The 12806-nt window shown below is 60.6% G+C and carries 12 protein-coding genes and 1 other RNA gene; 5 read left to right on the top strand and 8 right to left on the bottom strand.

Annotation, left to right across the window (positions count from 1 at the left end; translation table 11 throughout):
* The 8 genes from rsmH to BTE54_RS06615 form a co-directional block, all read right to left on the bottom strand.
* Nucleotides 1-1026, bottom strand: coding sequence for a 16S rRNA (cytosine(1402)-N(4))-methyltransferase RsmH (gene rsmH, locus BTE54_RS06650; RefSeq protein ID WP_003522191.1), 1026 nt, complete (start codon nucleotides 1024-1026; stop codon nucleotides 1-3).
* Between the two features lie 14 nt (nucleotides 1027-1040).
* A complete protein-coding gene (mraZ, locus tag BTE54_RS06645; RefSeq protein WP_003522190.1) occupies nucleotides 1041-1481 on the bottom strand; it encodes a division/cell wall cluster transcriptional repressor MraZ in 441 nt (146 codons plus the stop codon).
* Between the two features lie 402 nt (nucleotides 1482-1883).
* Nucleotides 1884-2285: RNase P RNA component class A (gene rnpB, locus BTE54_RS06640), an RNA gene on the bottom strand.
* A gap of 56 nt (nucleotides 2286-2341) precedes the next feature.
* A complete protein-coding gene (locus BTE54_RS06635) occupies nucleotides 2342-3532 on the bottom strand; it encodes an FAD-dependent oxidoreductase (RefSeq protein WP_078051847.1) in 1191 nt (396 codons plus the stop codon).
* A gap of 59 nt (nucleotides 3533-3591) precedes the next feature.
* Nucleotides 3592-4779, bottom strand: coding sequence for an FAD-dependent oxidoreductase (locus BTE54_RS06630; RefSeq protein WP_078051958.1), 1188 nt, complete (start codon nucleotides 4777-4779; stop codon nucleotides 3592-3594).
* Nucleotides 4780-4871: 92 nt separating this feature from the next.
* A complete protein-coding gene (locus BTE54_RS06625; RefSeq protein WP_078051846.1) occupies nucleotides 4872-5411 on the bottom strand; it encodes a lytic transglycosylase domain-containing protein in 540 nt (179 codons plus the stop codon).
* A 247-nt stretch (nucleotides 5412-5658) separates the two neighbouring features.
* Nucleotides 5659-6438 carry an N-acetylmuramoyl-L-alanine amidase gene (locus BTE54_RS06620; protein ID WP_078051845.1) on the bottom strand — a complete coding sequence of 260 codons (780 nt, stop codon included), beginning with the start codon at nucleotides 6436-6438 and terminating at the stop codon, nucleotides 5659-5661.
* Entirely contained in the window at nucleotides 6435-7175 is a 741-nt protein-coding gene (locus BTE54_RS06615) for a DnaJ family molecular chaperone (protein ID WP_003522185.1), read from the bottom strand. The genes BTE54_RS06620 and BTE54_RS06615 overlap by 4 nt, the downstream gene beginning before the upstream one ends.
* Before the next feature lie 319 nt (nucleotides 7176-7494).
* Here BTE54_RS06615 and BTE54_RS06610 point away from each other — a divergent pair, with 319 nt between their 5' ends.
* The 5 genes from BTE54_RS06610 (at nucleotide 7495) to BTE54_RS06590 (ending at nucleotide 12782) form a co-directional block, all read left to right on the top strand.
* Nucleotides 7495-8706 carry a pyrophosphate--fructose-6-phosphate 1-phosphotransferase gene (locus BTE54_RS06610; protein WP_065655955.1) on the top strand — a complete coding sequence of 404 codons (1212 nt, stop codon included), beginning with the start codon at nucleotides 7495-7497 and terminating at the stop codon, nucleotides 8704-8706.
* A 52-nt stretch (nucleotides 8707-8758) separates the two neighbouring features.
* Entirely contained in the window at nucleotides 8759-9394 is a 636-nt protein-coding gene (locus tag BTE54_RS06605; RefSeq protein WP_065655804.1) for a LysE family translocator, read from the top strand.
* Between the two features lie 136 nt (nucleotides 9395-9530).
* Nucleotides 9531-10616 carry a lytic transglycosylase domain-containing protein gene (locus BTE54_RS06600; RefSeq protein ID WP_078051844.1) on the top strand — a complete coding sequence of 362 codons (1086 nt, stop codon included), beginning with the start codon at nucleotides 9531-9533 and terminating at the stop codon, nucleotides 10614-10616.
* Between the two features lie 199 nt (nucleotides 10617-10815).
* Nucleotides 10816-12066 (top strand): DUF3419 family protein, encoded by a 1251-nt coding sequence (locus BTE54_RS06595; protein WP_078051843.1) that lies wholly within the window; start codon nucleotides 10816-10818, stop codon nucleotides 12064-12066.
* Nucleotides 12063-12782: a class I SAM-dependent methyltransferase gene (locus tag BTE54_RS06590; RefSeq protein ID WP_065655801.1), complete on the top strand. Its 720-nt coding sequence runs from the start codon at nucleotides 12063-12065 to the stop codon at nucleotides 12780-12782. Before BTE54_RS06595 ends, BTE54_RS06590 begins: the two co-directional genes overlap by 4 nt.
* Nucleotides 12783-12806 lie beyond the last annotated feature (24 nt).

Genomic DNA, 12806 nt, shown 5'->3' with positions numbered 1-12806 from the left:
TCAGCCTCCCATCTTTTCAAGGCTGGCGAGATCGGGAAGCTCGAAGATCGAATAATCCGCCGCGCGCGCCGGTGCGGTCGTGCGCAGACCGGCCCGCAGTTTGGCGGATCGGGCACGGGGATTGAGCTCCGCCTCTTCATCGCTGGCGGCGATCATCGGCTTGCCGATGTTATCGAAAATGGCGGGCTTGTCCTCCACCATCGGCAGGTGCCGGGAACCGGCGGCCTTGCCCGAACGGTCGGAAAAGAATTTCTTGACGATACGGTCTTCCAGCGAATGGAAGGTGACGACGACCAGCCGGCCGCCGGGTTTCAAAACCTGCTCGGCGGCAAAAAGCGCCTGCGCCAGCTCGCCCAGCTCGTCATTGACGAAAACGCGCAGCGCCTGAAACACCCGCGTTGCGGGATGAATCTTGTCTTTGGCCTTACGCGGCGTGACGATTTCGATGAGGCCGGCCAGATCGCGGGTGGTGCGGAACGGCTCTTCCGCCCTCTTCTTCTCTATGGCGCGGGCGATGCGGCCCGGCTGCTTTTCTTCACCGAGAAAACCGAAGATGCGGATCAGATCGCTGACCTTCGCACGATTGACGACATCGGCCGCCGAAACGCCGGAACCCGACATGCGCATGTCGAGAGGGCCATTTTTCTGGAAGGAAAAACCGCGCTCGGCCTCGTCGATCTGCATGGAGGAAACGCCGATATCCAGCACGACGCCATCGAGCCCGCCTTGCGGGGCATGTTTCGCGAGATCGGAGAATTGCGATTGGATGAGGCTCAACCGGCCGCCATTGGCGGCAACCATCGCCTGACCGCCGGCGATAGCGGTCGGATCGCGGTCGAGCGCGATGACGTCGGCGCCCTGATCGAGAATGGCCTGGGTGTAGCCGCCGGCGCCGAACGTGCCGTCGAGAATGATCTTGCCGGATGATGGCTCCAGCGCGGCAATGACTTCGCGAAGCAGGACCGGGATGTGACGCTGAGGTCCGCCATCGGCATCAGAAGATCGTCCGCCAGAATTCGCCGCCATTCCGTGTCCCCGTCCTAGGCGGGGCGAGCAGCCGAAAAACCGCGCCCCGCTCTTGCTTCCGCCTGCGCCGCCAAAAACGCATTCGGTTGCCAAAGCTGAAAATGATCCGCCCGTCCGACGAAGGTGACTTCGGTGGATATGCCGGTGAATTCCCGCACGAAATCCGTCACCATCAATCGACCTTCCTGGTCGAGCTTCATGAAAACGCCGCCGCCGTGAACCAGCAGCGACATCGCGTTCGCCTCGGGCGAGAAGGCATCCATCGACGCAATCTGCCGCTCGTAGCGCTCCAGCAAATCCGGACCGCCGACACTGATTGCCGGAAAGGCGAAATCCTGAAGACAATAAAGCTCCTGAATGCCGCGCCTGACCAGCACCGAACGAAACGGAGACGGAACCGAAACGCGCCCCTTGGCGTCGATCCTGTTCGTCACGTTCGATAAAAAGCGGTCCATTACTCAACTCGCCAAAACCGCATGCCGCAAAACGATTCATCCGCTCCGCAGCCGACACCGGTACGCACGACACATCGCCAAGCGCTAGGGCGACGTGCCCTGCAGCAGCCCCTCGTAGGCTCCTCACTCGTTTCAGCGATTGCGGGTCAAAAACACGACCCAATGTGGTGTGCATTTGGGATATCATGGGACACTATGGGCGTCAATGGGAGAAGCCGGCACGATACCGACTTCGCATCGGAAATTCATAAGCCGTTAAGTTTAACGAATGGTTTACCGAGCCACGCGACGATGCGCTTTCGCTGCGCGGAAATTCGCCGCAAAACAACCATTTCTCTTTTATGAAGCAACGGGATAACCAAATCCCACATGAGACCCGCAATTCAGGTTCGGAAAGGAAAATTTGCCAGTTGGCCTGTAAGCCGGGTTCTGTATGGCCCCGGTTTGACCCGGAACGTGGCAGCCATTCATCTGGGACGGCATTTGCATGCCGCCTCGCGCAACCCACCCGGATGACGGGCCCGGAAACCGGCTGTGAACGGGCTTTCGCCCGCCCCGTGTCATCCCTATTCGGTCTTGCTCCCGGTGGGGTTTACCTTGCCGCCGCTGTTACCAGAAGCGCGGTGGGCTCTTACCCCACCCTTTCACCCTTACCATGCGGTGCATGGCGGTTTGCTCTCTGTGGCACTTTCCCTGGGGTCGCCCCCGCCGGACGTTATCCGGCACCGTATTTCCGTGGAGCCCGGACTTTCCTCACCTTACCGTCTTTCGACATTGGTAAAGCGCGGCTGCCCGGCCAACTGGCATGGGCTGCATAACCATGTTCCGAGGCGAAAGCCACCGAAAAGCGCAGGCAAGGATCAAAGAAATGCCGGCTTGAAATCCGTCGAAAAGGCGCCATCGGCGATTTCTCCGTCCCGCAGCAGCAGAGCGCCGAGCCGTCCGATCTCATCGGAACTCTTGGCCGCCGTGCCGTTGCCGCCCGTCAGAACCGCAATCTTCGGCGAGGCGGTGAAGCCGATGGCCGGATAACCGCTTTGCGTTTTGGAGACGACGCAGGCGGCCATCGAGACACGCGAGAGATCGATGGAAGGCACCAGCGATCCGACGATCTCAGAGAGATGATCACGCACGCTTTCGCGTCCGCCGGAGCGGAACCATTCCCGGATTTCCGGGTCGCTGCCGAGCCTCTTGTCGTCGGGATCGCCGCCGATCTTCAGATAGAATTTGCCATCGGGATAACGTACCGGCGGCAGAAGATAGATATGTTTCGTCGTGTCGCGCGGCTCATAGATCAGCGACGGCATCTCCGCATATTGATCCAGATCGCCCTCATCTACCTCGAAGAAAGCGACGGTGCGTGCATAGACATCGAGGGCCACCGGCTGCGGCAGCAGATCTTTCGTGATCGAGAAGCCGCCGGCCGCCACCAGCACCCGGTCTGCGGTATAAACCGCGCCAGAGGCCGTCTCCACCCGCACGCGACCATCCTCTTCGCGCGTCGAGACGACGATATCGTCGACAAGCGTAACGCCCGCCATTTCCGCCAAAATGGCCTGCGCCTTCACCAGCCCACGTGGATTGACGTATCCGGCATTGTCCCTTTCGAACACGCCCTCGCAACCCGGCTCGAAGGAGAAATAGGGAAAGCGGCTTTCGAGGCCTTCCCCGTCAAGCAGTTCCGTCGAAACCCCGAGCCGCGCCGCCGCCTTGCGGACATCGTCGACAAAAGGATTATCGCCGCCCCGTTCGGGCCCCACCATGAGGCAACCGACCGGCGCATAAAATTCAACGCCGCTTCTTGCGGCGATATCGGCGTAACGCGCTATCGAGCGGTTGGCGAGCAGCGCCCAGTCGGCATCGCCGTCGATGGTGCGGGTAATCCGCGCCTCGTCATAATGGCTCGCAAAGACTCCCTGATGCGATTTGATGTCGGCAGGTTCGCCGGGGCCGATCAGCGCGACGCCATCCACCGTTTCAGCCAGATGGCGGGCGGCAGCGGCCCCCATCATGCCGCGACCCACAACGATGTATCTGAAATGTCCCGACATGCCGCCCTCTTCACCCGCTCATTTCCGTCGCAACCTTGTAGCTGCTTCGTCCCTGAATGTCAGACGAAAACCGGCGACATTTCGGCGGCGAATTCATCCTCGGTCAACTGGCCGTTCAAAAGCAGCATGGCGCCCAGCCGGCCGATTTCGTCCGAAGACTTGGCGGAGACGAAATTGCCGCCGGTCAGAACCGCGATATTGGAGGATTGCGTATAGCCAATATAGGGATAGCCGCTGCGGGTAATGGAGGCGACACAGGAGCCTGAGGTGACGGGGCAGCCCGCAAGCTCCGGCATCAAGGAGAGCGCCCGCTTTTTCAGAAACTCAACCTCACCCGGCGTGCCGTCCGAATGGAACCAGTCCACTGCGTCGGTGAGCGTTTCAAGCCTGCCCTTTTCGCTCTCGCCGCCGATCTTCAGATAGACCTTGCCATCGGGATAACGCACCGGCGGCAGGATATAGACGATGTCGTCCTCGGTCTCCGCCAGCACGATGGTGGAGGGCATCGCACCGAACAGCGCCTGCCGCGCCTCATCCAGCTCAAAAAAGACGATGGTGCGGCCCGTGGCCGCCATATCGACCGGAGAAGGCAGAAGCTCGGCCATGTTGGTGAAACCGCCGGCCGCTACGATAACCTTTTCAGCCGTATGAACCGCCCCTTCCCGAGTCGAAACCTCGACGCCATGGGAAGTATCGCGAATATACGCCGCCGTCTGGCGCACAAGCCGCGCGCCCTGCGCCATGGCAATCGTGCATTGCGCCTTCACCAGGGCGCGCGGATTGACGTGGCCGGCATATTGCGCCTCGAAATAACCGCTGTGATCGGCCGGCAGGGAGAACATCGGAAACCGATCAGCCAGCGCATCAGTGCCGAGTGTCTCCACACCGAGACCGAGGCGGTCGGCCGAGGCAAACGCGCGCGAGACATAATCTCCCGCAAGCCCCCTGCCGTTTCCGGTGAACAGGCAGCCCGCTTCCGTGAAAAAGCGGATGCCGCTTTTGGCCTCGATCTCCGCATAACGGCGGATGGAGCGCTGCGCGAGTTCCGCCCAGACCGGATCGCCATCAAAACCGCGGGTAATGCGCGCTTCGTCGTAATGGCTCGAAAACACACCCTGATGGGTCTTGCGATCGGTGGGCTCGTCCGGGCCGATCAGCGCCACGCCATCCGTTTGCACTGAGAGATGCCGCGCCGCAGCCGCTCCCATCATCCCGGCCCCGACGACGATATATTTGAAATCCGGCATGTCATGCTCCGTATCAGATTTGCTTCTGACTACAGCATGCCGGACCGAACCGGAATCGCTTTTCGCAATTTCGCAGACGATCAATGGCGGCCTCAGCCGGCCAGCAGCGCCTGCACCTTGCCGCAATAACGCTTGGAGACCGGGTTCATCCGGGTGGCGCCATGGCCTGCATTGTAACGCAGGATCGTGCTGCACACCTGGCCGCCGCCAAGCTGATGCGCCGTCGCCAGATATTGCATGCCCCAGCGAATATTGGTCTCGGGATCGTAGAGCGCCTTAGTCGTGCCGCGATAGCCCATCATCCGCGCCGTCGCCGGCTTGATCTGCATCAGCCCGACCTCGCCTGCGCTGCCGCGAGCCTCCGGATTGAACTTGCTTTCCACCGAAACCACGGCATGCGCCAGATTGGTGGGAACGCCGTAACGCTTGGCATATTTGACGATCAGATCGGAATAGTCGTTCCTGAGCGAGGAAGGCAGGCTCTTTTCGGGAATGGGATAACCGGGCTTGCGGAAGAAGGTCTCCAGCGTCACGGTTTTGGTCTTGACGTCCTCGTCTTTGGCAAAAGCAATCCCCGCCTGCGAAGCGAGCATAACAACGCCCGCCACGACAGCAACAACAACCCTGTTCATATGTAGAAAAAGTCTCCAGATCGGATGACAGAAACAATGAAGCGACACAATTAATCTGCGCCCGGAAAGTCGATCACGACCTTCCGCTGTCCGGTCTCCTTGATTGATATTGACGGCAGGTTCCCCTGAAGAACGACACCGCATGCAGTGACGTTCTTAAACTTCCTCAATGCGGATTAACTGTGGCACGGTAAAAAAAGCGACTTGAGCAGCAAGAAAACCGGGAACGTTTTTCCAGAATCCGCGTTCAGGCGGCCGAAAATCTCGGCAGGCTGGCGATCAGCCGATGCAACGTGTCGATGGTGGAGAAATCCGCGATGCCATCCACCAGAGCGGGACGGAAATGCCGCTGGAAGGCAGCCACGGCGCCTTCGGTTTTCTGGCAATAAGCGCCTGTAATTTCAACGCCATAACCATAGATGGACAGCATCGACTGTAGCGCTTCGACCGGTTGGCCATGATCGCCGCGCTGGAAAAAACGCCCGCCACGGATCGGCGCAGGCTCCACCCAATGGCCGACACCGTGCTGCGACAGGATGTCCCACGGGAATTTTTCACCCGGATCGACCTTGCGGATCGGCGCGACATCCGAGTGCGCCAGCACCCTTTCAGGGGCGATAGACCAGCGCTGGCCGCAATCGCGACACAATTCGATGACGGCTTCCACCTGTTTCTTCGGAAATTCCGGCAGGCCGCCGGGATGGCCCTGATTGGCGATCTCGATGCCGATGGAGCGGGAATTGATGTCCTCATCCCCCGCCCAGATGCTTTTGCCCGCGTGCCAGGCACGGCGGGTTTCAGGAACCATCTGGATGACGCGCCCGTCTTCGAAGACGAAATAATGGCTGGAAACCTGGCTTTCCGGATTGCAGAGCCACGACAGCGCGCCGTCGGCCGTCGTCATGCCGGTATAATGCAGCAGAATAATATCGGGGCCGGCCACACCCAGCCTTTCGCCATGGTTAGGCGAAGGCGCAACGGCTGCGCCCCCGAAATCCGGGGTAAAATCCGGCAGACATTCACTCATGCGACGCGGCGTTCTTTCTCGATGGCCGCATAGGCGGCGTTAAGAGCCGCCATACGCTCATTCGCGGCCGCATGCAATTCCATGGGAACGCCGCGTGCGATGAGCTTGTCAGGATGGTGTTCGGCAACCAGCGAACGATAACGCCGGCGAATATCGGAAAAATCGTCGGAAGGCGAAACGCCGAGCACGCGATAGGGGTCGCGTCCGTCCATATGGACATGCCGCGCCATGATCGTTTCGAAGTGATCTTCGGTGATACGGAAGATTTCCGCTATCCGGCCGAGGAAGGCCAGTTCCCGCTCATGGATCAGCCCATCGGCCTTGGCGATGTGGAACAGGCCGTCGATGACGCTTTCCAGCATCTCGCAATTGGCGTGCCCGGAGCCGCAAAGACCGGCAAGCCGCTCCGCATAGGCCTCGTAACCGGCAACGTCCTGACGGGCGAGATTATAAAGACGGGCAACGTTCTTGGCTTCTTCTTCCGGAAAATCGAAGATTTGCCGAAAGGCGCGCACTTCGGCATCGTTGACGACACCATCGGCCTTCGCCATCTTGGCGGAGAGCGCGATGATGGCCACGGAAAAGGAAACCTTGCGGCGGGTTTCCGGATCGCCCTCGAAAAGGGTGCGGATGGCTTCCACCACGCGCCCGAGCGCACCGCCTGCCGCGTCGCCGATTGCGCCGAGCAGCCGTTCCCACAGGGATGAAATTTGCAGACAGGCGAAATCGAACATCATGCGACAAGCATGACGGGATATTGCCGCGAATGCAATATGTCCAGCAGGCCGGCGGCATTAACTTTTATTCATCTTTGCGACAGTTTTGCTTCAGGAACAAGAGCGCGCCAGACGATGACGCCACAGTTTTCCACAGATGGCGGGAAGCCGGCCACCGGCTATGCCGATTGAAACGATTATATTCCGCCACTTTGCTCAAGCCGCTGAAAAACCGCGAGAAATCGGCGTTTTTCTTTATAAATTCACTTTACACCTACACGCGGCTGTCGCATCCCTTTGCCAGACATGTCTTTGGGTATATGTGAAAAGGAGAGCCATGATGGCCAAACAGAAAGTCGCAATGCTGACCGCGGGTGGCCTTGCGCCCTGTCTCTCTTCGGCCGTGGGCGGCCTGATCGAGCGTTACAGCGACATCGCGCCCGAGATCGACATCATCGCTTACCGCTCGGGTTATCAGGGCGTGCTTCTGGGTGACCGTATCGAGATCACCAGGGATATGCGGGAAAAGGCGCATCTGCTGCACCGATACGGCGGCTCGCCGATCGGCAACAGCCGCGTCAAGCTCACCAACGCAGCCGATTGCGCCAAACGCGGCTTGGTCAAGGAAGGCGACAATCCGCTTCGCGTCGCGGCTGACCGGCTGGCGGCTGACGGCATCACCATTCTCCACACCATCGGCGGTGACGACACCAACACGACGGCTGCGGACCTTGCCGCCTATCTCGGCGCCAACGGCTACAATCTCACCGTTGTCGGCCTGCCGAAGACGGTGGATAACGACGTGGTGCCGATCAAGCAGTCGCTCGGCGCCTGGACGGCCGCCGAAGTCGGCGCCTCATTCTTCGACAATGTCAGCAACGAACAGAGCGCGGCGCCGAAAACTTTCGTTATCCACGAAGTCATGGGCCGCCATTGCGGCTGGCTGACGGCCGCCACCGCCCGCGCCTATATCCAGAAGACCAGCGGCAATGAATATGTCGAAGGCCTGATGATGAACACGCAGATGAAGAACATCGACGGCATCTACCTGCCGGAAATGGCCTTCGACATCGAGGCGGAAGCCGAGCGCCTGAAGGAAATCATGGACAGGAACGGCTATGTCACGCTGTTCGTTTCCGAAGGTGCGGGCCTCGATTCCATCGTCGCCGAACGCGAAGCCTCCGGCGAGGCCGTCAAGCGCGACGCTTTCGGCCATGTGAAGATCGACACCATCAATGTCGGCGGCTGGTTCCAGAAGCAGTTCGCCAGCCTCATCGGTGCGGAACGCTCCATGGTGCAGAAATCGGGCTATTTCGCCCGCTCCGCCGCCGCCAATGGCGACGACCTGCGCCTCATTCAGGGCATGGTCGATCTCGCCGTCGAAAGCGCGCTCAACAAGGTCTCCGGCGTCACCGGCCATGACGAAGACCAGAATGGCAAATTGCGGACCATCGAGTTTCCGCGTATCAAGGGCGGAAAGCATTTCGACCTCTCTGCAAAATGGTTTACCGAAGTGATGGAACACGTCGGTCAGCCGTTCACAGCGGCCTGATTTTACGATAGGCTAAAATAATACGGCGACAGGGAGGGCAAGGAGGAAGAGAATGTCTGGACAGGCCTGGCTGATTTTTTGTGCAGCATGTGCCGTTGTGTTCGCACTCCCCTCTCCCCTTGTATTTTCTGTCGCCTCCTATGCCGCCATTCGGGGCAAAAAGACGGTCTTCGCCTCCGTCATCGGCGGCGCGCTCGGCATTGTCACGGCAATGACGATTTCCGCCATTCCGGTGGCCGGTCTCGCCTGGCTGCCGCAATCCTTCGTGGAAATCGTGCAATGGGCCGGCATCGGCTGGCTGATGCTGTTCCTCCTGTGGACCTTCGCCACGCCTGCCGCCCAGGCCGCCAATGCCGATAATGACAATCTGCCGGGCAAATCCTGGAGCGGTATTTTCCGCGATTGTTACGCCATTGCCGCCCTGCGCCCGCGCTACTTCGCTTTCTTTCTGGCGTTGTTGCCGCAATTCGTGTCCACCTCCGGCAATGCAATTGAAACGCTTGCCATGGCGCAGGCCGCCATCCTGCTTCTGGCGCTGGTGATTCTGACCGCGCAGGCGATGTTTGCCGGACCTACTCTCGCGATGGTGCGCCGCATGTCGGGCGATAAAAAAATCCGGCCGAAATACCGCACCCACTTCATTTCCGGCCGCGCCGTCAGCGCCGGATACAGGCGCATCGCGGCCTGAAAAACCGCCCGAAAGCCGGGGAGGAACGTCCCGGCTTGCCGCTATCCTTACAATAGGTTAATGAAGGCGCGACGGGACACTGCCTGCTTCGCTCGACGCGGGGGTATCGACAGACAGGCATAACGAAGGCGGCAACATGCGAAATTCGGGAAAATTCCGCGGAAGGAGTGCACTTCTTCTGTCTTCCACCGTGGGTCTGGCACTGGCATTGAGCGCATGCACCAGCGTCGAATATACCGCCAAGGAAGGGCCGAACGGCCCGAAGATCGCAACAGTCAATCCCGCGACCACTCCTGCGCAGACATCGGCGCAGCCGGCAACGGCCGAAGCAGCAGCGGGCGCGAACCTGGCAGCAGCAGCAACGGTGCAGACCGCCGAAACCGCAACCCCTTCCCAGCCTGCAGCACTTCCCACCGCAGTCGCCGTCAAGGGCGGACGCGTGGCGCTGCCGCCGGCTTCCGAAATTGCTGCAGCCGCAGCCATCGCCGCCCAGATGCAGCCGCAGCAGAACGAGGTCGCCCAAGCTGGTGTGGCGACATCTGCGCCGACCACGGCCACGGCGCTCGCACCGACAAGCGCCACTCCGGCGGCCGCAGCCATCGAAACGGCTGACGTGGCGGCAAAGCCGGCTGCCCATAATGCCGCCGCCGATCTGCCGCAGGTGGTTGCCGTCAAGGGCAGCTTCCCGCCCGCACCGCCGCCGCCCGGCTCGCCCTCCATCGGCACCGAACTGACGGCGGAACGCAAAGTCATTCCGCTGCCGAAGCCGGACAGCACGGTTCTGGCCTATGCCGCCGGCCCCACCAATGCCGCGCTGGCCGCCATCCGCCAGAACGAATCGATGACGGCGCCGCTCAATTCCGCGCCGGCCGGACGCGAAAAGCTGAGCGGCCTTATTACCAAATACGCCACCATGTATGATGTGCCGGAAGATCTGGTTCACCGCGTCGTGCAGCGCGAGAGCCGATATAATCCCGGCGCCTATAGCAGCGGCAATTTCGGCCTGATGCAGATCCGGCACGCCACGGCACGCTCCATGGGCTTCGATGGCCCCGCCTCCGGCCTTTTCGATGCCGAAACCAACCTCAAATACGCCGTCAAATATCTGCGCGGCGCATGGGTTGTGGCCGGCAACGACCGCGACAACGCGGTTCGGCTTTATGCGCGCGGCTATTATTACGACGCCAAGCGCAAGGGCATGCTGCACGTTTTGCGCAAGTGATGGCCTCAGGCTCCGTTATGCGAATGCAACCGCGCGGCTTTTCTTAAGCCGCCGGGTCTTTCCATTTCGTCATCCTGATTGGGCGGCGCAGGCTGGTTTTCCACCGACACCCCTATTCCCCGCCTTTGCCCACAGCCCCTGTCATCAAATTGTAGTGTCACGGCTGTAGACGCCTCTCAATCGACTGAGAGGTGAACATATGACGAGTGCGGCACCCAAGACCGGCTTCAGCAAGAACACGAAACTGAAGTCCGCATTGCTCCAGCACAAGGCACTCTCCAAAAGCGGTCTGTCCGAGCGCTTCTTCGGCGTCCTCTTTTCCGGCCTCGTCTATCCGCAGATATGGGAAGACCCGGAAATCGACATGGAAGCGATGGAGCTCGGCGAAGGTCACCGCATCGTCACCATCGGCTCGGGCGGCTGCAACATGCTGGCCTATCTCTCCCGCAATCCGGCCAGCATCGATGTCGTGGACCTCAACCCGCACCACATCGCGCTGAACAAGCTCAAGCTCGCCGCCTTCCGCCATCTGCCCGCCCATCAGGACGTGGTGCGCCACTTCGGCCGCGCCAATACGCGCAGCAACAGCCACGGTTACGACCGCTTCATCGCCGAGCATCTCGACGCCACGACCAAGGCTTACTGGTCGAAGCGCACCCTTTCCGGCCGCCGCCGCATCTCTGTCTTCGACAGGAATATCTATCGCACCGGCCTGCTCGGCCGCTTCATCGGCGCCGGCCATCTCATGGCCCGGCTGCACGGCGTAAAGCTCACCGAAATGGCCAAAACCCGAACGCTGGATGAACAGCGCCAGTTTTTCGACAGCAAGGTGGCGCCGTTGTTCGACAAGCCAGTGGTGCGCTGGCTGACGAAGCGCAAAAGCTCACTCTTCGGCCTCGGCATCCCGCCCCGGCAATATGACGAACTGGCCAGCCTTTCCGCCGATGGCACGGTCGCATCCGTGCTGAAGGAGCGGCTGGAAAAGCTCGCCTGCAACTTCCCGCTCAGCGACAATTATTTCGCCTGGCAGGCCTTTGCGCGCCGTTATCCCGAGCCGCATGAGGGTGCGCTGCCCGCCTATCTCAAGCCGGAATATTACGAGACGATCCGCAACAACACGGCCCGCGTCGCGGTTCACCACGCCACCTATACCGAGCTTCTCTCCAGAAAGCCGGCAAGCGCCGTCGACCGTTATATCCTCCTCGATGCGCAGGACTGGATGACGGACACGCAGCTCAACGAATTGTGGTCGCAGATCACCCGCACCGCCGCGCCCGGTGCGCGCGTCATCTTCCGCACCGCGGCCGAAAAGAGCGTCATCGAAGGCCGGCTTTCGCCCGATATCCGCAACCAGTGGGTCTATCTCGAAGAGCGCTCCAGCGAGCTCAACGCCATGGACCGCTCGGCTATCTACGGCGGCTTCCATATCTATCAGAGGGCTATGGCATGAAAACCATCGGCGAGAATGTGGGACTTGCAGATAGCGCGCATGCGAGCCTGATGGACCGCATGTATCGCCACCAGCGGCATATCTACGATATCACCCGCAAATATTACCTTCTCGGCCGTGACCGGACCATTTCCGGCCTCGACGTGCCGAAGGGCGGCACGCTCTTGGAAGTCGGCTGCGGCACCGGCCGCAACCTGCTGCTGGCCAGCCGCAAATTTCCGCAGGCAAGACTGTTCGGCCTAGACATTTCCGCCGAAATGCTTCTGACCGCAGCCGAAAATTTCGCCGGCAAGGCGGAACGCCCCATTCTGCGCGTGGCCGATGCCACTGCTTTTCGCGCCTCCGAATTCGGCCAGCCTGACGGCTTCGACCGCGTCATGATCCCCTATGCCCTGTCGATGATACCGGACTGGGAAAAGGCGATCGAACAGGCGCTCACGGCGCTGAAACCCGGCGGCTCGCTGCATATCGTCGATTTCGGCCAGCAGGAACAATTGCCGAAGTGGTTCCGCACCCTTCTGCAAGTCTGGCTCACCCGTTTCCACGTCACGCCCCGCGCCAATCTCCGCTATGTTCTGGCCAATATGGCCGGCCGTTTTGACGGTAATCTCGAATTCGAGGAAATCGCCCGGGGTTATGCCTGGCGGGCTGTCATCACGCTTCCGGTTGCCGAAGCGCAGCAGCCGAAAATCCACCGCATCCTTGCCGACGCCTGATTCCCGGCGGATTGCGAAACCCGC

It is taken from the genome of Agrobacterium sp. YIC 4121, assembly GCF_002008205.1.
GTDB classification, from domain to species: Bacteria; Pseudomonadota; Alphaproteobacteria; order Rhizobiales; family Rhizobiaceae; genus Agrobacterium; species Agrobacterium leguminum.
The sequence above is the reverse complement of the archived record's forward strand: the minus strand, read 5'-3'. Positions and strand labels throughout refer to the sequence as shown.

Excerpts from the sequence above, each read along its gene's own strand:
- BTE54_RS06590 (WP_065655801.1), top strand. The coding sequence starts at position 12,063 with ATGAAAACCATCGGCGAGAATGTGGGACTTGCAGATAGCGCGCATGCG.
- BTE54_RS06595 (WP_078051843.1), top strand. The coding sequence starts at position 10,816 with ATGACGAGTGCGGCACCCAAGACCGGCTTCAGCAAGAACACGAAACTG.
- mraZ (WP_003522190.1), bottom strand. The coding sequence starts at position 1,481 with ATGGACCGCTTTTTATCGAACGTGACGAACAGGATCGACGCCAAGGGG.
- BTE54_RS06605 (WP_065655804.1), top strand. The coding sequence starts at position 8,759 with ATGTCTGGACAGGCCTGGCTGATTTTTTGTGCAGCATGTGCCGTTGTG.
- BTE54_RS06600 (WP_078051844.1), top strand. The coding sequence starts at position 9,531 with ATGCGAAATTCGGGAAAATTCCGCGGAAGGAGTGCACTTCTTCTGTCT.
- BTE54_RS06615 (WP_003522185.1), bottom strand. The coding sequence starts at position 7,175 with ATGATGTTCGATTTCGCCTGTCTGCAAATTTCATCCCTGTGGGAACGG.
- BTE54_RS06635 (WP_078051847.1), bottom strand. The coding sequence starts at position 3,532 with ATGTCGGGACATTTCAGATACATCGTTGTGGGTCGCGGCATGATGGGG.
- BTE54_RS06625 (WP_078051846.1), bottom strand. The coding sequence starts at position 5,411 with ATGAACAGGGTTGTTGTTGCTGTCGTGGCGGGCGTTGTTATGCTCGCT.
- BTE54_RS06610 (WP_065655955.1), top strand. The coding sequence starts at position 7,495 with ATGGCCAAACAGAAAGTCGCAATGCTGACCGCGGGTGGCCTTGCGCCC.
- BTE54_RS06630 (WP_078051958.1), bottom strand. The coding sequence starts at position 4,779 with ATGCCGGATTTCAAATATATCGTCGTCGGGGCCGGGATGATGGGAGCG.
- BTE54_RS06620 (WP_078051845.1), bottom strand. The coding sequence starts at position 6,438 with ATGAGTGAATGTCTGCCGGATTTTACCCCGGATTTCGGGGGCGCAGCC.
- rsmH (WP_003522191.1), bottom strand. The coding sequence starts at position 1,026 with ATGGCGGCGAATTCTGGCGGACGATCTTCTGATGCCGATGGCGGACCT.